This window comes from Pseudomonas xantholysinigenes, assembly GCF_014268885.2.
GTDB classification, from domain to species: Bacteria; Pseudomonadota; Gammaproteobacteria; order Pseudomonadales; family Pseudomonadaceae; genus Aquipseudomonas; species Aquipseudomonas xantholysinigenes.
On record NZ_CP077095.1, the window covers coordinates 1,822,786 to 1,842,563 of the forward strand.

The window sequence follows — 19,778 nt, forward strand, 5'->3', positions numbered from 1 at the left end:
TGCCCTGGCCTGTTCGCGGGTAAACCCGCTCCCACAGGTGGGTCGCTGCTCTTGAGGCAGCGGTACCCCTGTGGGGGCGGGTTTACCCGCGAACAGGCCGGAGCAGGTAGATTTATTCTTTTTTCTGCAACCGCACCGCCAATACATCGCACGGCGCGCCGTGCAGCACGTCATTGGCGGTGGAGCCCAGCAACAGCGCCAGGCCGTGGCGGCCATGGCTGCCAACCACGATCAGGTCGCAGGCTTGCTTCTTGGCAAGCTCGTGGATTTCCTGGCGCGGCTGGCCATAGACCAGGTGCGAGTCGCCTTTGTGGATGTCCGGATACTTGTTGAACAGCCGCTCCATGCGCTCCTTGGCCTGGTCGAACTGTTGCTGCTGCAACTGCGACAGGTCCATCGGCACATCGCCGCCGAAGGCCATGGCCATGGGCTCGACGATATGCACCAGGGACACCTTGGCCCCGCTGGCCAGGGCAATGGTTTTGGCGCGCTTGATCACCGGGTCGCATTCTTCGGTCAGGTCGACGGCGACCAGAAGATGTTCATAGGACATGTGCAGTACTCCTGACAATCGCGATAGTAGAAGTATGGTCGCTTTCGTGCGGGGCGTTGGTGAAACCTGGATAACCCGCTCATTTGCAACGCTTTATAAGGTCTACAGATATGACGGTATGGCTGGTGGTGTCAATCCTTGCGGTGATGCTCAGCCCGCTGGCCTGGTTGCGCCAGTCGCGCAAGCAGGGCGAGCAGATGAGCCTGCGCCTGGAGGCGCGGCGCATGGGCCTGGCCATGCAACTGGCGCCGCAGCAGTGGCCGCACTGGCTGGAAAAGGAGCCGCCAAGCCCTTGCCCGCAGTACCATCGGGCGCGTCGCCGCGGCCGCGTGGACAGCTGGTGCTACTGGCAGGTTTCCCCGGGTGTGTGGTGCAACCAGTGGCGCGAGCCTTGCGAGGAGGCGCGCCTGGTCGAGGTCTTCGCGCAATTGCCGGCGACGGTTTACAAGGTCGAGGCCGACAGCCGCATGATCGTCCTGTACTGGAGCGAGCGGGGCGATAAATCTGTTTTGCAGGATATTGCCCGGTTCTTCGATACCCTCGCCTGACCTGCCCGTAAACGCACTGCGGCGCGCCGGAGCTCTTCAGCTCCAGCGCGCCGCAGTGCGTTCTGCCATGCAGAAAAAGGCCAGGCAGGCCGGAAACACTTGTAATCACAAGCAGTGTCGCCAGCGCGGCGCGGCGCGTTTAAAAAATGCAGCCACCGTCGCTCGTCGATGGTCTATCGCTGACATGAATGATCGGCAATCACTGTCATCATGTTTCCTGCCCAGCGGGTAGAAGATGACTGGAAAGTCGCGTTTTCAAGGTGCTCGGCAGCATTTGACAACGCCGATCTTTTCGGAGAATGTGTGCACACCCAAATCAAACGGGCGTATGAATTGAGCGTTTGTATGTCAGACGGCTCTTACAGAATCCCGATTAGCGCGCCGACGGGTGTGCCTGGGGAAGGGACCGGAGCCACCGGCCCATTCGCCAGCGATCGGCGTGTACAGTTCAGCTTCCATATCGTGGAGATCAGTTGATGATTTACGAAGGTAAAGCCATCACGGTTAAGGCTCTTGAAAGCGGCATCGTCGAACTGAAGTTCGACCTCAAGGGTGAGTCCGTCAACAAGTTCAACCGCCTCACTCTGAACGAGCTGCGCCAGGCAGTGGACGCGATCAAGGCCGATGCGTCGGTCAAGGGCGTGATCGTCAGCAGTGGCAAGGACGTGTTCATCGTCGGCGCCGACATCACCGAGTTCGTCGACAACTTCAAGCTGCCCGAGGCCGAACTGGTCGCCGGCAACCTGGAAGCCAACCGCATTTTCAGTGACTTCGAAGACCTGCAGGTGCCGACCGTCGTCGCCATCAACGGCATCGCCCTGGGTGGCGGCCTGGAGATGTGCCTGGCGGCTGACTACCGGGTCATGTCCAGTGCCGCGAAGATCGGCCTGCCGGAAGTCAAGCTGGGCATCTACCCAGGCTTTGGCGGCACCGTGCGCCTGCCGCGCCTGATCGGCTCGGACAACGCCATCGAGTGGATCGCCTCGGGCAAGGAAAACCGTGCCGAAGACGCCCTTAAAGTCGGCGCCGTCGATGCCGTGGTGGCCCCTGAGCTGCTGCAGGCCGGTGCCCTGGACCTGGTCAAGCGCGCCATCAGCGGTGAGCTGGACTACAAGGCCAAGCGCCAGCCCAAGCTCGAGAAGCTCAAGCTCAACGCCATCGAACAGATGATGGCCTTCGAAACCGCCAAGGGCTTCGTTGCTGGCCAGGCCGGCCCGAACTACCCGGCTCCGGTCGAAGCCATCAAAACCATCCAGAAAGCCGCCAACTTTGGCCGCGACAAGGCCCTGGAAGTCGAGGCCGCCGGTTTCGCCAAGCTGGCCAAGACCTCGGTCGCCGAAAGCCTGATCGGCCTGTTCCTCAACGACCAGGAGCTCAAGCGCAAGGCCAAGGCCCATGACGAGATCGCCCACGACGTGAAGCAGGCCGCCGTGCTCGGCGCCGGCATCATGGGTGGCGGCATCGCCTACCAGTCGGCGGTCAAGGGCACGCCGATCCTGATGAAGGACATCCGCGAGGAAGCCATCCAGCTGGGCCTGAACGAGGCTTCCAAGCTGCTTGGCAAGCGCGTCGAGAAGGGGCGTCTGACCCCGGCGAAGATGGCCGAGGCGCTCAACGCCATTCGTCCGACCCTGTCCTACGGTGATTTCGCCAACGTCGACATCGTCGTCGAGGCCGTGGTCGAGAACCCGAAAGTCAAGCAGGCAGTGCTGGCCGAGGTGGAAGGGCAGGTGAAGGACGACGCGATCCTCGCCTCCAATACCTCGACCATCTCTATCAACCTGCTGGCCAAGGCGCTCAAGCGTCCGGAAAACTTCGTCGGCATGCACTTCTTCAACCCGGTGCACATGATGCCGCTGGTGGAAGTCATCCGCGGCGAGAAGTCCAGCGAAGTCGCGGTCGCGACTACCGTTGCCTACGCCAAGAAGATGGGCAAGAACCCGATCGTGGTCAACGACTGCCCGGGCTTCCTGGTCAACCGCGTGCTGTTCCCGTACTTCGGCGGTTTCGCCAAGCTGGTCAGCGCCGGTGTCGACTTCGTGCGCATCGACAAGGTCATGGAGAAGTTCGGCTGGCCGATGGGCCCGGCCTACCTGATGGACGTCGTTGGCATCGACACCGGTCACCACGGCCGTGACGTGATGGCCGAAGGCTTCCCGGACCGCATGAAGGACGACCGTCGCTCCGCCGTCGACGCCCTGTACGAGGCCAATCGCCTGGGCCAGAAGAACGGCAAGGGCTTCTACGCCTACGAGACCGACAAGCGCGGCAAGCCGAAGAAGGTCGCCGACGCCAGCGTGCTCGACGTGCTCAAGCCGATCGTCTTCGAGCAGCGTGAAGTCAGCGATGAGGACATCATCAACTGGATGATGGTGCCGCTGTGCCTGGAGACCGTGCGCTGCCTCGAAGACGGCATCGTCGAAACCGCCGCCGAAGCCGACATGGGTCTGGTCTACGGCATCGGTTTCCCTCCCTTCCGCGGTGGCGCGCTGCGCTACATCGATTCGATCGGGGTCGCCGAGTTCGTCGCACTGGCCGACAAGTACGCCGACCTGGGGCCGCTGTACCACCCCACTGCGAAGCTGCGCGAAATGGCCAAGAACGGCCAGCGCTTCTTCAACTGAGCGCCCAACGAGCTAGAGCGAGAATATTGATATGAGCCTGAATCCAAGAGACGTGGTGATTGTCGACTTCGGTCGCACGCCGATGGGCCGCTCCAAGGGTGGCATGCACCGTAACACCCGCGCCGAAGACCTGTCCGCGCACCTGATCAGCAAGCTGCTGGAGCGCAACGACAAGGTCGACCCGAAAGAAGTCGAGGACGTGATCTGGGGCTGCGTCAACCAGACCCTGGAACAGGGCTGGAACGTCGCGCGCATGGCCTCGCTGATGACCCAGATCCCGCACACCTCGGCGGCGCAGACCGTCAGCCGCCTGTGCGGCTCGTCGATGAGCGCGTTGCACACCGCTGCCCAGGCGATCATGACCGGCAACGGCGATGTGTTCGTGGTCGGTGGCGTGGAGCACATGGGCCACGTCAGCATGATGCATGGCGTCGACCCTAACCCGCACCTGTCCTTGCACGCCGCCAAGGCTTCCGGGATGATGGGCCTCACCGCCGAGATGCTGGGCAAGATGCACGGCATCACCCGTGAGCAACAGGACCTGTTCGGCCTGCGTTCGCACCAGCTTGCCCACAAGGCAACCGTCGAAGGCAAGTTCAAGGACGAGATCATCCCTATCCAGGGCTACGACGAGAACGGCTTCCTGAAGGTCTTCGACTACGACGAGACCATTCGCCCGGAAACCACCCTCGAGGGCCTGGCGTCGCTCAAGCCGGCGTTCAACCCGAAAGGCGGTACCGTCACTGCCGGTACTTCGTCGCAGATCACCGACGGTGCTTCGTGCATGATCGTCATGTCCGGTCAGCGCGCCATGGACCTGGGCATCCAGCCATTGGCGGTGATCCGCTCGATGGCCGTGGCCGGTGTCGATCCGGCGATCATGGGCTACGGTCCGGTGCCCGCCACGCAGAAAGCGCTCAAGCGCGCGGGTCTGAGCATCGCCGATATCGACTTCTTCGAGCTCAACGAAGCCTTTGCCGCACAGGCCCTGCCAGTGCTCAAGGATCTGAAAGTGCTCGACAAGATGGATGAGAAGGTTAACCTGCACGGCGGCGCCATTGCCCTGGGTCACCCGTTCGGTTGCTCTGGTGCGCGGATTTCCGGCACCCTGCTCAACGTCATGAAGCAAAATGGCGGTACCCTGGGCGTCGCCACCATGTGTGTCGGCCTGGGTCAAGGCATCACCACTGTCTTCGAACGCGTCTGATCGCGTTGCATGACAGCAGCCGGGGCCCTGTGCCCCGGCTTTTGTTTTTTACAGGATTTGTTCAAGAGGGCGAGCGACATGCAGATACAACCTGGTGTGTACCGGCATTACAAAGGCCCTGAGTACCGCGTATTCAGCGCGGCGCGCCATTCCGAGAGCGAAGAGTGGATGGTCTTCTACCAGTGCCTGTATGGTGATTACAGCTTCTGGGTCAGGCCGCTTTCGATGTTCCAGGAGTCGGTCGAGGTTGACGGCGAGCAGGTGCCACGCTTTGCTTTGGTCAAGGCCGAAGAAGGCTTGCCTGAGCTGCATGGCAAGGCGCACGAGTGATAGACCGCGCTTGACCTCACTCTTTTGCCACTATATATAGCGGTGCCGCGTCCGGCACCTGACGCGTTTTTCATCTTCAGATTCAGGAATACTCCGATCCATGGGCAAATCGCTGGTCATTGTGGAATCCCCGGCCAAGGCCAAGACCATCAACAAGTACCTGGGCAGCCAGTACGTGGTGAAGTCGAGTATCGGCCATATCCGAGACCTTCCCACCAGCGGTTCCGCCAGTGCGAGCAAGGAACCGGCGGCCAAGCGCGGCAAGACTGCGGCCGAGGCCCCGGCGTTGTCGCCGAAGGAGAAGGCTCGCCGCACCTTGGTGGCACGCATGGGCGTCGACCCCGAGGCCGGCTGGAAGGCCAAGTACGAGATCCTTCCCGGCAAGGAGAAGGTGATCGAGGAATTGCGCCGCCTGGCCAAGGATGCCGACACCATCTATCTCGCAACCGACTTGGATCGCGAGGGGGAAGCCATTGCCTGGCACCTGCGCGAAGCCATCGGTGGTGACGACAGCCGCTACAAGCGCGTGGTGTTCAACGAAATCACCAAGAAAGCCATCCAGGAAGCGTTCTCCCAGCCGGGCGAACTCGATATCGATCGGGTCAATGCCCAGCAGGCGCGTCGTTTCCTCGATCGCGTGGTTGGCTACATGGTTTCGCCGCTGCTGTGGGCCAAGATCGCCCGTGGCCTGTCGGCTGGCCGTGTGCAGTCGGTGGCGGTGAAGCTGGTGGTCGAGCGTGAGCGCGAGATCCGCGCATTCAACCCGGAAGAGTACTGGGAAGTTCACGCCGACCTGGGGACCGCGAAGAACGCCAAGGTGCGTTTCGAAGTGGCGCGCGAGAAAGGCGAAGCCTTCAAACCGCTCAACGAAGCCCAGGCCATGGCCGCGTTGGAGAAACTCAAGTCCTCCAGCTACAGCGTCAGCAAGCGTGAAGACCGCCCGACCAGCAGCAAGCCTTCGGCACCGTTCATCACCTCCACCCTGCAGCAGGCCGCCAGCAACCGCCTGGGCTTTGGGGTGAAGAAGACCATGATGATGGCCCAGCGTCTGTACGAGGCCGGCTACATCACCTATATGCGTACCGACTCGACCAACCTGTCGACGGATGCCGTCGAGATGGCGCGTAGCTACATCGAGAAAGAATTCGGCAAGCAGTACCTGCCCGCCGCGCCGATCGTCTATGGCAGCAAGGAAGGGGCGCAAGAGGCGCACGAGGCGATTCGTCCCTCCGATGTCAGCACGCATCCGACCAAGCTCAGCGGCATGGAGCGTGATGCCGAGCGCCTGTACGAGCTGATCTGGCGTCAGTTCCTGGCCTGCCAGATGCCGCCGGCGCAGTACCTGTCCACCAGCGTTACCGTGGTGGCCGGCGACTACGAGCTGCGCGCCAAGGGCCGTATCCTCAAGTTCGACGGTTATACCCGTGTGCTGCCCCAGCAGAGCAAGCCGGGCGAGGATGACGTGCTGCCGGAAATGGCCCAGGGCGAGACACTCAAGCTGATCCAGCTTGACCCAAGCCAGCACTTCACCAAGCCGCCGGCGCGCTTCACTGAAGCCAGCCTGGTCAAGGAAATGGAAAAGCGCGGGATCGGTCGCCCGTCGACCTATGCGGCGATCATCTCGACCATCCAGGACCGCGGTTACGTGACGCTGCACAACCGCCGGTTCTACTCCGAGAAAATGGGTGACATCGTCACCGAGCGTTTGTCGGAGAGTTTTGCCAACCTGATGGACTACGGCTTCACCGCCGGCATGGAAGAGAACCTCGACGATGTAGCCCAGGGCGAGCGTGACTGGAAGAACGTCCTCGACGAGTTCTATGGCGACTTCAGCAAGAAGCTGCAGACCGCCGAGTCCAGCGAGCATGGCATGCGCGCCAACCAGCCGACCCTGACCAACATCGCGTGCAAGGAGTGCGGTCGGCCGATGATGATTCGCACCGCGTCCACCGGCGTGTTCCTCGGTTGCTCGGGCTACAGCCTGCCACCGAAGGAGCGTTGCAAGGCCACCGTCAACCTGGTGCCTGGCGACGAGATTGCCGCCGACGACGAGGGTGAATCGGAGTCGCTGGTGCTGCGTGGCAAGCACCGTTGCCCGATCTGCGCCACGGCGATGGATGCTTATCTGCTGGACGAGAAACGCAAGCTGCACATCTGCGGTAACAACCCGGACTGCGTTGGCTACGAGATCGAGGAAGGTAGCTACCGCATCAAGGGTTATGAAGGGCCGAGCCTGGAGTGTGACAAGTGTGGTAGCGAGATGCAGCTCAAGACTGGCCGATTCGGCAAGTTCTTTGGTTGCACCAACCCGACCTGCAAGAACACCCGCAAGCTGCTCAAGAGCGGCGAGGCGGCGCCACCGAAGATGGACAAGGTGGACATGCCTGAGCTCAAGTGCGAAAAGGTCGATGACACCTATGTGCTGCGTGACGGTGCTTCGGGCCTGTTCCTGGCCGCCAGCCAGTTCCCGAAGAACCGCGAGACCCGTGCGCCGCTGGTGCTGGAGATCGTGCCGCACAAGCACGAGATCGATCCGAAGTATCACTTCCTCTGCGATGCGCCGCAGAAGGACCCGGATGGTCGCCCGGCGGTGATTCGCTATAGCCGCAAGACCAAGGAGCAGTATGTGCAGTCCGAGGTCGACGGCAAGCCGACCGGCTGGAAGGCGTTCTTCGATGGCAAGGCGTGGAAGGTCGAAGACAAGCGCTGATCTGAGTCGCAGCTCGTCGCGGGGCAAGTCGCATCGGCGCACCGCCGCTCCCACAGGTACCTTTTGATATCTGTGGGAGCGGCGGTGCGCCGAAGCGACTTGCCCCGCGATCGTTTGTGCTTGCGGTAAAGTCGGCCAATCCCGGAAACTGGGGTATCGCCTTGCAGCCTTCAGGAGTCAGTCGAAATGGCCCAGGAACTCTACACCCGCACCAACCAGAAGCTGTTCTTCGCCGGCCTCGCCTTGGAGTCCATGGCGCGCGCCGAACAGAGCCAGGCCATGAACGCCCAGGGCCTGGTCCAGGCCGAGCGCGAGTCGGCGCTGTTCCACCTGTATGGCGCGCTACTGGGCCTTTGCCATGAGGTCGGTGGTTTCTATCGCTTGCCAGTGGTGCCCTCGGTAGAGCAGGCGCTTGCCGATGATGCGCTCAACAGTATCGCCATTCCTGAAGTGGCCGAGATGCTCGAACTGGTCCGCCAGCGGGAAACCTGGCTGGCGCAACTGCTCGTGGCTTATGCCGATTTGTTCCGACCGCCGGTCGCGAAGAAGGTGGTGAAAACCGATGTCACCCAGCCGCTGATCCAGGCGATCAATCTTGATGAGCCCGAGCCAGTCGCGCTTTCCCGAGAAGAGCTGGAAGGGTGGCGACAGAGTCTCAAGGGCCTGGTGAGACGATTCCGCGACGCGCTCAGTGAGTGCTGATAGCGTCCATGACTGATACAATGATGGCCTTTCGTGAAAAGCAGGCCCTATATGTCAACGTCCTTTCTAGAAATTGTCGAGTTGCCTGATGGCCGGATTGAGCTGCGCCGTGCCGAGGATGAAGGTTCCCTGGTAACCCTGGATTTCTCAGAGGATGCCAAGGCATTCCTGCAAGGACAGCATGTGGAAGTGGCCAAGGCCATGCTTAGCGTTGGCGTGCAGATGGCGGGGCGCCTGGTGGAAGGTGACTTCGAGCGTGAAGAAGGCCCGCGCGTCCTTCACTGAGCCACATTAGTGGCTGCGGGTTGCAAGTGTTTGACAGGCAAAGCCTGAACATCAGCCGAGGCGGATGTTCAGGCTTTGTGCGTTTCCGAGGGCGGCAGCGCGCAGCAGTTGCTGGCGCGCGCTGCCGTTGACGGCGCCGAGCCAGCTGACCACGGTATGGCTGTGTCCCAGGCGCAGGGCTTCGCAGGCCAGTTGCAGTGGGGTCTGCTTGCCACCGGGTTGCAGGATCAGGATGCGCTCGCGATTCAGGCCCGCATCGCGCAGCCATGCCTGGGTGAGGCTGCCTGGCGGAGCGATCAAGGTCAGCCAACGGCTGTCGTCTTCCTCGCTGAGCTCGCGTAGCACGGGCGCCAGCAGGCTCTGGCAATGCCCCGGTGCGCCGCGCAGGGCCAGTTCGCTGAACAGCTCCGGCTGGTTGCTCTTGCGTGGCGTGGCGCCGGACTTGAGGCCCGGCAGCACCGGTTGGGCGAGGAAGGCCTCGAACAGCGGCAGCTGGGCTGGTGTGTGCGTGTGGGTGAAAGGCTGCATGACGCCTCCTGGATCAGCGGCGCAGAACGCCGACGCTCAAGCCCTCGATCACCAGTTCCTGTTCCTTCAGGTCGACTTCGATGGGGGCGAATTCGGGGTTTTCGGCGATCAGCCAGACCTTGCTGCCTTCGCGCTTGAAGCGCTTGACGGTCACTTCGTCGCCGATGCGGGCTACCACCACCTGGCCGTTGCGGGCCTCACGGGTGGTGTGCACGGCGAGCAGGTCGCCGTCGAGGATACCGATGTCCTTCATGCTCATGCCGTGTACGCGCAACAGGTAGTCGGCGCGGGGATGGAAGAAGGCCGGGTTGATGTTGCAGGATTCCTCGATGTGCTGTTCGGCGAGGATCGGTGCGCCGGCGGCGACTCGGCCAATGATCGGCAGGCCGCTGTCTTCGTCCTTCGTTTCCAGGCCGGGGATGCGGATGCCGCGCGAAGCGCCAGGGGTCATCTCGATGGCGCCCTTGCGGGCCAAGGCCTTGAGGTGCTCCTCGGCGGCATTGGGCGACTTGAAGCCCAGCTCCTGGGCGATCTCGGCGCGGGTCGGCGGGAAGCCGTTGGCTTCGAGGCAGCGTTTGATGAAAGCCAGAATCTCGGCTTGGCGTGGCGTCAGTTTCAGCATGGGCGAGGGCTCTGTCTTTTTATACAGTGACTGGGATTATATACAGTGCCAGGCTCGCTGCAAGCCACCCGCTGCAAGAAATACTCTGCGCAGGGCGCATCTTGTCGCTTGCAGCTTGTAGCTTGGCGCTTTTAAATGGCGACCGACCGGTCACCCAGCCTTGACAGCGACAGGCTTGAAACGTATGTTTCAAACAACTGTTTGTCAGGCGGAGTAGTCATGGCCCAATCGGAAACCGTAGAGCGCATCCTCGATGCGGCGGAGCAGCTGTTCGCGGAGCGCGGGTTCGCGGAAACCTCATTGCGCCTGATCACCAGCAAGGCCGGGGTCAACCTGGCGGCGGTGAACTACCACTTCGGCTCGAAGAAGGCCCTGATCCAGGCAGTCTTCTCGCGTTTCCTCGGTCCGTTCTGCGCTAGCCTCGAGCGTGAGCTGGAGCGTCGCCAGGCACGCCCGGAGCAGAAAGCCAGCCTTGAAGAGCTGCTGGAGATGCTGGTCGAGCAAGCGCTCGCGGTGCAGCCGCGCAGCAACAACGACCTGTCGATCTTCATGCGCCTGCTCGGCCTGGCCTTCAGCCAGAGCCAGGGCCACCTGCGCCGTTACCTTGAAGACATGTATGGCAAGGTGTTCCGCCGCTACATGCTGCTGGTCAACGAGGCCGCCCCACGCATTCCGCCCCTGGAACTATTCTGGCGCGTGCATTTCATGCTTGGCGCCGCAGCGTTCAGCATGTCCGGTATCAAAGCCCTGCGCGCCATCGCCGAGACCGATTTCGGCATCAATACCTCGATCGAGCAGGTGATGCGCCTGATGGTGCCGTTCCTTGCCGCCGGCATGCGCGCCGACAGCGGCGTCACCGACGAGGCCATGGCTTCGGCGCAGTTGCGCCCGCGCAGCAAAACCAGCGCTCCCGCCAAGGTCTGAGCACTGGGCGGGGCAGGGCGCTTCGGCTAAGCTAGCGCCCATGCCTGACACGCCTCGCGCCGCGCGCTACGCCGGCGAGCCTCCCGCCACACTGAACCATTGGGCCCACTGCGGTCCTATGGCGGTGTGCGCCCCCGGATTTCCAATGAAGGAACCTCTATGACTGCCAGCCTGCAAGGCTCCCTGATGGTGGATATCGCCGGTAAATGGCTGACCGCCGAAGACCGTCATTTGCTGCGCCAGCCTGAAGTGGCTGGCCTGATCATCTTTGCCCGCAATATCGACAGCCCACGCCAGGTGCGCGAGTTGTGCGCGTCGATCCGCGCCATCCGCCCCGAGCTGATCCTGGCCGTCGACCAGGAGGGCGGGCGGGTCCAGCGCCTGCGCCAGGGCTTCGTGCGCCTGCCGGCGATGCGCGCGATTGCCGACAACGACAACGCTGAATACCTGGCCGAGCAGTGCGGCTGGCTGATGGCCACCGAGGTACTGGCGGTGGGCCTGGACCTGAGCTTCGCTCCGGTGCTGGACCTCGATCACCAGCGCAGCGCCGTGGTCGGCAGCCGTGCCTTCGAGGGTGATCCGCAGCGTGCCACGCAACTGGCCGGCGCCTTCATCCGTGGCATGAACGCCGCAGGCATGGCCGCCTGCGGCAAGCACTTCCCCGGGCATGGTTGGGCCGAGGCCGATTCGCATGTGGCGATTCCGCTCGACGAGCGCAGCCTGGAGCAGTTGCGCGCCGTTGACCTGGTGCCGTTCACCCGGCTGAGCGGGCAACTGGCCGCGGTAATGCCGGCGCATGTCATCTACCCGCAGGTGGACAACCAGCCGGCCGGCTTTTCCCGGCGCTGGTTGCAGGGCATTCTGCGCGGCGAGCTGGGCTTCGACGGGGTGATCTTCAGTGACGACCTGTCGATGGCCGGCGCGCATGTGGTGGGCGATGCCGCCAGCCGTATCGAGGCGGCGCTGAGCGCGGGTTGCGACATGGGGCTGGTGTGCAATGACCGCGCCGCGGCGGAGCTGGCGTTGAGCGCGGCGCAGCGTTTGAAGGTCAAGCCGTCGCCGCGGATCGCGCGGATGCGCGGGCAGGGCTTTGCGCGCACCGACTACCGTGAGCAGCCGCGTTGGCTGGAGGCGTTGGGGGCATTGAAGGAAGCCCAGCTGGTCGATTGACCGCGTTGGATTCTTCGCGGGTAAGGCGCCAGCCTCAAGGAATACGCTGTCCTTGTGGGAGCGGGTTTACCCGCGAAGAGGCCGGCACGGGAAAAGCCTGGCTTAACGCCCGCGCTTGCCGGGCAGCGGCGCGAATAGCGCCTCGATCTCCTCATCCCCCAGGCGCCATTGCCCGGCCTGGCCGCCATCGAGCAGTCCGGCAGCCAGCGCCGCCTTCTCTTGCTGCAACTGCTGGATCTTCTCTTCCACCGTGCCTCGGGTGATCAGCTTGAACACGAACACTGGTTTGTCCTGGCCGATGCGATAGGCGCGGTCGGTGGCCTGGTTCTCGCTGGCCGGGTTCCACCATGGGTCGTAGTGGATCACGGTATCGGCGGCGGTCAGGTTCAGCCCGGTGCCGCCGGCCTTGAGGCTGATCAGGAATACTTCGCTGTCGCCGTTCTGGAATTGTTGCACCGGGGCTCGGCGGTCACGGGTGTCGCCAGTCAGCAGGCTGTAGCGGATGCCGCGTTTCTCCAGTTCGAACTCGATCAGCGCGAGCATTGAGGTGAACTGCGAGAACAGCAGGATCCTGCGCCCCTCGCTCAACAGTTCTTCCAGCATCTCCAGCAGGCTGCCGAGCTTGCCCTTGTCGGCGAAGGTGCCCTTGGCCTCGGTGCCCTTGACCAGGCGCAAGTCGCAGCATACCTGGCGCAGCTTGAGCAGTGCATCGAGGATGACGATCTGGCTGCGTGCCGCGCCGTTGCGGGCGATCTCGTCGCGAACCTTCTTGTCCATCGCCACCCGCACTGCTTCGTAGGTGTCGCGCTGGGCATCGCTGAGCTCGACCCAGTGGATCATCTCGGTTTTTGCGGGCAGTTCGGTGGCCACCTGTTCCTTGGTGCGACGCAGCAGGAACGGGCGGATACGGCTGGCCAGGTGAGTCATGCGTTCAGCGTCGCCATGGCGCTCGATCGGCGTGCGGTAGTCCTGGGTGAAACGCTTGCTGTCGCCCAGCCAGCCGGGCATCAGGAAATGGAAGATCGACCACAGCTCACCCAGGTTGTTTTCCATCGGCGTGCCGGTCAGGCACAGGCGCTGGTCGGCTTGCAGTTCGCGCACGGCCTGGGCGGCCTTGCTGGTGCTGCTCTTGATGTTCTGTGCCTCGTCCAGCACCAGCAGGTGCCAGGGTTGCGCCTTCAGTGGCTCGAGGTCGCGGGGGACGAGGGCGTAGGTGGTCAGCACCAGGTCGTACTCGGCCAGGCTGGCGAAATGCTTGTTGCGGCCCGGGCCATGCAGGGCGAGGACGCGCAGGTCAGGGGCGAAGCGTCGGGCTTCGTCGAGCCAATTGGGGATCAGGCTGGTGGGCATCACCGCCAGTGCCGGCGAGGCCAGGCGTCCGGCTTCTTTCTCCAGCAGCAGGTGGGCCAGGGTCTGCAAGGTCTTGCCCAGGCCCATGTCGTCGCCGAGGATGCCGCCGGTGCCCATCTCGCGCAGGGCTTGCAGCCAGTTCAGGCCTTGCTGCTGGTAGGGGCGTAGCGTGGCGTCAAGCCCTTTGGGTGGCGTCACCTGCAGGTCGCGGGCGTCACGCAGGCGTCGGCCCAGGTCGCGTACGTGGCTGCCGCCTTCCCACAGCAGTGGCAGGCCGTCGATGTCGTTCAGGCGCGCGGCATCGGCGCGCTCCAGGCGCAGGCTCGGACCGCTGGCGTCCTCGTGCAGGTACAACTCGCCGAGCGTGCCCATCACCGCCTTGATGCGGCCGTAGGGCAGAGCGACGCGCAGCGCCGGGCTGTCATGGCGGGCGCGGTTGAGGTCGATCAGCAGGTGCTCGTCGTCGCTGCGCCGTGCCAATTCGCTGGGGCGTAGCAGTTCCGGGCTGCTGCGCAGCAACTGCAGGACGATCGGCAGCAGGCTGTGCCGCTGGCCCTCGACGACGATGCCCAGTTCCAGGTCGAACCACTCATGCCCCGGCGCTTCGTCGATGGTGGCGTACCAGTCGTCGACCTCGTGCAAGTTGAAGGCGAAATCGCGTTGCACATCGATCACCCAGCCGGCCTCGCGCAGACGGGGCAGGCCCTCGCGGGCAAAGCGCAGCCAGGCCTCGTCGTCGGGCAATTGGTACATCTCGCCGGCACTGTCGGGCAGGGCTTTGCTCTGGCGGGTGGCGGGCTTGAAGCCGTACTCGCGCAGTACCTTGCGCAGCGCTTGTTCGGCCTGGGGCTGGCGGCGAATACGCTGGCTGGTGCTGCCCACCAGGCGGCTCAGCGGCTTGTCGTCGCTGCCGGTGGCGCGCAGGCCGTCGTAGTCGAACGCCAGCGCGGCGCGGTGCTGCATCTGCCGCTGCATGCGTCCGGTCTTGGGGGTGTAGGCGCTGAACTCGAGGCTGCCGAGGGTCAGCTGGGGCATCGGCTCGATGCCTTCGAGCTGTTCCTGCTGCACGGTAGTGGGGGTTGGCAGGTGATGATTCAGGGCATTGAGCTTGTGGCTGAGGGGCACGATCAGGTGTTCCGGTACATCGGGTGCGAGGGACAGCTGCAGGGCAGTGTGCGGGTCCAGGTCATGGCTGAGGGGCCCGACCTCTTGGGTATCGACATCGAAATAGAACAAGGGTATCAGCGGCAGTATGCAATCGAGCGGCTGCTCGCCGTTGTACCACTTGCCGCGGTAGTCACCGCTGCTCAGGCGGACCCAGCGGAATTGCGCCTGGCGCTGCGGGCCCTGGCGCAGCATCGGCAGCTGCTCGCTGAACAGCAGGCGCCCGGTATCCAGCACCCGTTGCAGCAGCTCGCCGCCCTCGTGGCCCTTGAGGGTATAGCCACGTTCCTGGCCGTAGGGGGCGTTCTGCGCGGCGAGTTGGCGCAGGATGCGCAGGTCTTCTTCCTTGACGAACTTCGGTGGTTCGTAGAGCAGCTCGTACAGCGACTGCACCCGACTGTAGCGAATACCCTGCTCTTCGCGGGTGCCCTTGCGCACGCGCAACCTACAGTTGCTGTGGTCGTCGTCGAGTATCAGCTGATAGCAGACCATGCGCCCGCGCTTGTCTTCTGCCTCGCCCTGTGCCGGTTCCGGCTGCTCGAGGCCCTGCAGCCACTGTTGCAGATGGTGAGGCAGTTGATCGCTGTCTGGCGGGGCGCCCTGGTAGCTGTTGGCCAAGGTGAAGAGGGCGGCGGCGCAGTGCTTGCAGTTGTGCCCGACCGGGCAGGAGCAACTGCCACGCACCTGGCACTGTCCGGAGGGACCGCTGGTGATGATGATCCGTTGGCTGTACACATTGCCGCCGCTGCCCAGGCAGCTGGCCACGATGCGCGAGTCGCCGTGGGACTGGATCTTCACCAGCCCCTGCTCGGCATAGCGCTCGCCCCGTTGCAGGGTGGCAGCGGAAAAATCGCGCCTCCAGCTCGGGTTCTCGGCCGCCAGCTTCTGCACATCGGCGCTCACGGTTTCACTGCTCCATCATCTCTGGATCCGGCAGCGGGATCTTGCGCATGCCGGCGGGCGAAACCTTGAGCAGCACGGCCAGGTGCCCGCCATCGAGGAAGGTCAGCTGGCCGGCTTTCATGTTGCTGTTGCTCTGCTTGAACTGTTCGCTGCGCAGCACGCTGCCATTGCCGTCGAGCTGGTTGACCCAGAGGTTGGCGTCGACGGCGATGAAGCGATCTTCCTTGATCCGCAGATTACCTTCGATGGGGAAGTGGCCGAACTGTTCGTCGCCGGCGCTCAGGGCGACGCTGTCGCCGTCCTGCTGCCAGGCCTTGTGCAGCAGTACGGTGTAGTCGGCGGTGGCCTGCAGGCGGGTGACTTCGTCGCCGAGGCCGGTTGGGCGCTCGGCGCCTTGTTCCAGGCGCGGCGCGCCAGCGCTCCAGTCTTCCGGGGCGAACGGGCTGGTAATCGCCGGTACGGCATTCTGCCTTACCAGGACCATTTCCACCTGGTAAGGCCCTGCGGCGAAAGCGGCCGGGGTAAGCAACGCCAGCAGCAAAGGCAGGCAACGGATGGCACGCATGGAGCTTCCTTAATTCGTTTGTGGGGCGAGGCGCTCGAACAGCGCCTCCAAGGTGTTGAAGCGTTCTTCGGGGCGTTCCATAGGTACCAGGAAGCGGAACTGGGTCGCGCCTTCGAACTTGTAGCGTTTGGGCTGGCCCTGGATCAGCTTGATCAGGGTCAGCGGGTCGACCGGGGTCTCGGCTTCGAACTCGAGCTTGCCGCCGTTGGGGCCAGCGTCGACTTTCTTGATGCCGAGCTTTTCCGCCTGCAGCTTGAGCAGGGTCAGGCGCATCAGGTTCTTGGTCGGCTCCGGCAGCAGGCCGAAGCGGTCGATCATCTCCACCTGCAGGTCCTTGAGGCCTTCTTCGTCGGCCGCCGAGGCAATGCGCTTGTACAGGATCAGGCGCGCATGCACGTCGGGCAGGTAGTCCTCGGGGATCAGCGCCGGCAGGCGCAGGTTGATCTCCGGACCGCCGCCCAGCGGCTGCTCGAGGTTCGGTTGGGCACCCTTGCGGATGGCCTTGACCGCGCGCTCGAGCATTTCCATGTACAGGGTGAAGCCGACGGCCTGGATCTGTCCGCTCTGGCCTTCGCCGAGCAGCTCGCCGGCGCCGCGGATCTCCAGGTCGTTGGTGGCCAGGACGAAGCCTGCGCCGAGGTCCTGGGTGTTGGCGATGGCCTCCAGGCGTTTTTCGGCATCGGCGCTGATCTGCTGGCGCGGCGGCGTCAGCAGGTAGGCGTAGGCCTGGTGGTGGCTGCGCCCGACCCGACCGCGCAGCTGGTGCAGCTGGGCCAGGCCGAACTTGTCGGCGCGCTCGATGACGATGGTGTTGGCGCTGGGCACGTCGATGCCGGTCTCGATGATGGTCGAGGCGATCAGCACGTTGAAGCGTTTGTGGTAGAAGTCGCTCATCACCTGTTCGAGTTCGCGTTCGCGCATCTGCCCGTGGCCGATGCCGATGCGTGCCTCAGGCACCAGTTCGGCAAGCTCCGCGGCGCATTTCTCGATGGTCTTCACATCGTTGTGCAGGTAGTACACCTGGCCGCCGCGCAGCAGCTCGCGCAGCAGCGCCTCCTTGACCGTGCTCTTGTTCTGCTCCATGACGAAGGTGCGCACCGACAGGCGCCGAGCCGGCGGGGTGGCGATGATCGACAGGTCGCGCATGCCCGAGACCGCCATGTTCAGCGTGCGCGGGATGGGCGTTGCGGTCAGGGTGAGGATGTCCACCTCGCTGCGCAGGGCCTTGAGCTGCTCCTTCTGACGTACGCCGAAACGGTGCTCCTCATCGATGATCGCCAGGCCCAGGTCCTTGAAGCGTACATCGTCCTGCAGCAGCTTGTGGGTGCCGATGAGAATGTCGATCTTGCCTTCGGCCAGTTCCGCTGCGGCGCTGGCGACTTCCTTGGCCGACTTGAAGCGGCTCATCACCTCGACCTTTACCGGCCAGTCGGCGAAGCGGTCCCGGAAGCTGTTGTAGTGCTGCTGGGCGAGCAGGGTGGTGGGCACCAGCACCGCGACCTGGCGGCCGCTGTGCACGGCAATGAAGGCGGCGCGCATGGCCACTTCGGTCTTGCCGAAGCCGACGTCGCCGCAGACCAGGCGGTCCATGGGCTGGCCGGCCAGCATGTCGGCGCGCACCGCTTCGATGGCGGCCTGCTGGTCGGGGGTTTCCTCGAACGGGAAGCCGGCGCTGAAGGTGGCGTAGTCGGCGGCCGGATCGGCGAAAGCGTAGCCTTTGCGCGCGGCGCGGCGTGCGTAGATGTCGAGCAGTTCGGCGGCGACGTCGCGCACCTGCTCGGCGGCCTTGCGCTTGGCCTTCTGCCAGGCCTCGGAGCCGAGCCGGTGCAGCGGCGCCAGGGCGTCGTCGCTGCCGGTGTAGCGGGCGATCAGGTGCAGGTTGGCCACCGGCACGTAGAGCTTGGCGCCCTCGGCGTATTCGAGGGTGAGGAATTCGGCGGCCTGGCCGTCGATTTCCAGGGTCGCCAGGCCCAGGTAGCGGCCCACGCCATGGTCGATGTGCACCACCGGCGCGCCTTCGCGCAGCTCGGTGAGGTTCTTGATCACCGCGTCGTTGGCCGCCTCGCCGCGTTTCTCGCGGCGTCGGCGTTGCATCACGCGTTGGCCGAACAACGGGCTTTCGGCGACCAGGGCGATGGCCGGGTCGTCCAGCAGCAGGCCGTCGTCCAGCGGGGCGATGGTGATCGCCAGGCGTGCCTTGCCGGTGATGAAGTCGGCCCAGCTGTCGACCGTCTCGGGGCGTACCTTCAGGCGCTCGAGCAGTTCCAGCAGCACTTCGCGTCGGCCGGCGGATTCGGCGGTGAACAGCACCCGGCCACTGAACTGGTCGAGGAAATTCGCCAGTTCCGCCAGGGGCTGGTTGGCCTTGGCCTCAATCGCCAGGTTGGGTAGGGCGCGGGCCGGAAAGCGTTCGCGCCCGGCGCCGGCATCGAGGTCCTCGCTGCTGACCACCACCCGTGGCCATTGCTTGAGGCGGGCGAAGCAGTCCTCCACCGGCAGGAACAGCTCCGCCGGGGGCAGCAGCGGCCGGCTGAGGTCGCCGCGGCGCTCTTCGTAGCGCCCACGCACGTCGTTCCAGAAGTGCTCGGCGGCCTGTTCCACGCCGGGTAGCGAGAACACCTGGGTGTCCGCTGGCAGGTAGTCGAACAGGGTCGCGGTTTCTTCGAAGAACAGCGGCAGGTAGTACTCGATGCCGGCAGGAATGATGCCGCTGGTGAGGTCCTGGAAGATCGCGCTGCGGCGGAAGTCGACGTCGAAGCGTTCACGGAAGCGTGCCTTGAAACGGGTCACTTCTTCCTTTTGCATGGGGAATTCGCGCGCCGGCAGCAGGCGGATCGAGTCGACCTTGTCGATGGAGCGCTGGCTCTCGGGGTCGAAGGTGCGCAGGGTCTCGATCTCGTCGTCGAACAGGTCGATGCGGTACGGCTGCTTGCTGCCCATGGGGAACAGGTCGATCAGCGCGCCACGCACGGCGAACTCGCCATGTTCGTACACTGTGTCGACGCAGCGGTAGCCGCTGGCCTCGAGGCGGCTGCGCATCTGCTCGACGTCGACCTTCTGGCCGACGTCCAGCACCAGGCTGCTGCCCAGCAGGAAGCGGGTCGGCGCCAGACGGTGCAGGGCGGTGGTGATCGGCACCACGAGGATGCCGTGGTCCAGCTCCGGCAGCCGATAGAGGCTGGCGATGCGCTGGGAGATGATGTCCTGGTGCGGCGAGAACAGGTCGTAGGGCAGGGTTTCCCAGTCGGGAAACGGCAGCACCGGCAGATCGGGCGCGAAGAAGCGCAGCTCCTGCTCCAGGCGGTCGGCGGCCTGGCTGTCGGCAGTCAGCAACAGGGTGAAGCGACCAGCGGTACTGGCCGCCTCGGCGACGGCCAGGCTCAAGGCCGCGCCGGGCAGGTTGCCCCAGGTTTGTTTGCCGGCCGTGGCCGACAGTTTAGGTAGGCGCAGAACTGACACGGGAGATAGGACTCCAAGCGTTGCGGCAAAGAGGTCGATTGTACCGGTGAGCGGGCGCGCTGTCAGGCTTGTAAAGGGCTTGGCGACGGGGCCTGGCGCCGGCGACAGGCGCTCATTGCCCGATACGCCGTGGG

The 19,778-nt window shown here is 64.2% G+C and carries 15 protein-coding genes; 9 read left to right on the forward strand and 6 right to left on the reverse strand.

Annotated features, from left to right (window positions below):
* Nucleotides 1–112 precede the first annotated feature (112 nt).
* The gene (locus tag HU772_RS08260; protein ID WP_186659805.1) at nucleotides 113–553 is read right to left on the reverse strand and encodes a universal stress protein; all 441 of its coding nucleotides are present in this window, start codon (nucleotides 551–553) and stop codon (nucleotides 113–115) included.
* Between the two features lie 110 nt (nucleotides 554–663).
* Here HU772_RS08260 and HU772_RS08265 point away from each other — a divergent pair, with 110 nt between their 5' ends.
* From HU772_RS08265 to HU772_RS08295, 7 genes are all read left to right on the forward strand, one after another.
* Nucleotides 664–1,101: a hypothetical protein gene (locus tag HU772_RS08265; protein ID WP_186659807.1), complete on the forward strand. Its 438-nt coding sequence runs from the start codon at nucleotides 664–666 to the stop codon at nucleotides 1,099–1,101.
* 476 nt (nucleotides 1,102–1,577) lie between these two features.
* Complete coding sequence (gene fadB / locus HU772_RS08270; protein WP_186659809.1) at nucleotides 1,578–3,725, forward strand: fatty acid oxidation complex subunit alpha FadB; 2,148 nt, start codon at nucleotides 1,578–1,580, stop codon at nucleotides 3,723–3,725.
* 31 nt (nucleotides 3,726–3,756) lie between these two features.
* The gene (gene fadA, locus HU772_RS08275) at nucleotides 3,757–4,932 is read left to right on the forward strand and encodes an acetyl-CoA C-acyltransferase FadA (RefSeq protein ID WP_186659811.1); all 1,176 of its coding nucleotides are present in this window, start codon (nucleotides 3,757–3,759) and stop codon (nucleotides 4,930–4,932) included.
* A 78-nt stretch (nucleotides 4,933–5,010) separates the two neighbouring features.
* Nucleotides 5,011–5,262 carry a DUF1653 domain-containing protein gene (locus HU772_RS08280; protein ID WP_186659813.1) on the forward strand — a complete coding sequence of 84 codons (252 nt, stop codon included), beginning with the start codon at nucleotides 5,011–5,013 and terminating at the stop codon, nucleotides 5,260–5,262.
* A 100-nt stretch (nucleotides 5,263–5,362) separates the two neighbouring features.
* Entirely contained in the window at nucleotides 5,363–7,972 is a 2,610-nt protein-coding gene (gene topA, locus HU772_RS08285; RefSeq protein WP_186659815.1) for a type I DNA topoisomerase, read from the forward strand.
* Between the two features lie 186 nt (nucleotides 7,973–8,158).
* Complete coding sequence (locus tag HU772_RS08290; RefSeq protein WP_186659817.1) at nucleotides 8,159–8,674, forward strand: DUF6586 family protein; 516 nt, start codon at nucleotides 8,159–8,161, stop codon at nucleotides 8,672–8,674.
* A gap of 51 nt (nucleotides 8,675–8,725) precedes the next feature.
* Nucleotides 8,726–8,959: a hypothetical protein gene (locus HU772_RS08295; RefSeq protein ID WP_023630868.1), complete on the forward strand. Its 234-nt coding sequence runs from the start codon at nucleotides 8,726–8,728 to the stop codon at nucleotides 8,957–8,959.
* 51 nt (nucleotides 8,960–9,010) lie between these two features.
* Here the strand turns inward: HU772_RS08295 and sulA are convergent, their stop codons facing one another.
* Nucleotides 9,011–9,487 (reverse strand): SOS-induced cell division inhibitor SulA, encoded by a 477-nt coding sequence (sulA, locus tag HU772_RS08300; protein WP_186659819.1) that lies wholly within the window; start codon nucleotides 9,485–9,487, stop codon nucleotides 9,011–9,013.
* Between the two features lie 13 nt (nucleotides 9,488–9,500).
* Complete coding sequence (lexA, locus tag HU772_RS08305) at nucleotides 9,501–10,109, reverse strand: transcriptional repressor LexA (RefSeq protein WP_186659821.1); 609 nt, start codon at nucleotides 10,107–10,109, stop codon at nucleotides 9,501–9,503.
* Between the two features lie 219 nt (nucleotides 10,110–10,328).
* On the opposite strand from lexA, the gene HU772_RS08310 reads away from it, so the two are divergent.
* Together HU772_RS08310 and nagZ are read left to right on the forward strand one after the other, a co-directional pair.
* Nucleotides 10,329–11,033 (forward strand): TetR/AcrR family transcriptional regulator, encoded by a 705-nt coding sequence (locus HU772_RS08310; RefSeq protein WP_186659823.1) that lies wholly within the window; start codon nucleotides 10,329–10,331, stop codon nucleotides 11,031–11,033.
* 171 nt (nucleotides 11,034–11,204) lie between these two features.
* Nucleotides 11,205–12,203, forward strand: a complete 999-nt coding sequence (gene nagZ / locus HU772_RS08315) for a beta-N-acetylhexosaminidase (protein WP_186659962.1) — start codon at nucleotides 11,205–11,207, stop codon at nucleotides 12,201–12,203.
* A gap of 102 nt (nucleotides 12,204–12,305) precedes the next feature.
* Here the strand turns inward: nagZ and HU772_RS08320 are convergent, their stop codons facing one another.
* From HU772_RS08320 to mfd, 3 genes are read right to left on the reverse strand one after another with little or no spacing between them, the layout of a single operon-like run.
* Nucleotides 12,306–15,620 carry a DEAD/DEAH box helicase gene (locus HU772_RS08320; RefSeq protein WP_186659825.1) on the reverse strand — a complete coding sequence of 1,105 codons (3,315 nt, stop codon included), beginning with the start codon at nucleotides 15,618–15,620 and terminating at the stop codon, nucleotides 12,306–12,308.
* Nucleotides 15,621–15,624: 4 nt separating this feature from the next.
* Nucleotides 15,625–16,185 carry a CsiV family protein gene (locus HU772_RS08325; protein WP_186659826.1) on the reverse strand — a complete coding sequence of 187 codons (561 nt, stop codon included), beginning with the start codon at nucleotides 16,183–16,185 and terminating at the stop codon, nucleotides 15,625–15,627.
* A gap of 9 nt (nucleotides 16,186–16,194) precedes the next feature.
* Nucleotides 16,195–19,644 carry a transcription-repair coupling factor gene (gene mfd, locus HU772_RS08330; protein WP_186659827.1) on the reverse strand — a complete coding sequence of 1,150 codons (3,450 nt, stop codon included), beginning with the start codon at nucleotides 19,642–19,644 and terminating at the stop codon, nucleotides 16,195–16,197.
* Nucleotides 19,645–19,778 lie beyond the last annotated feature (134 nt).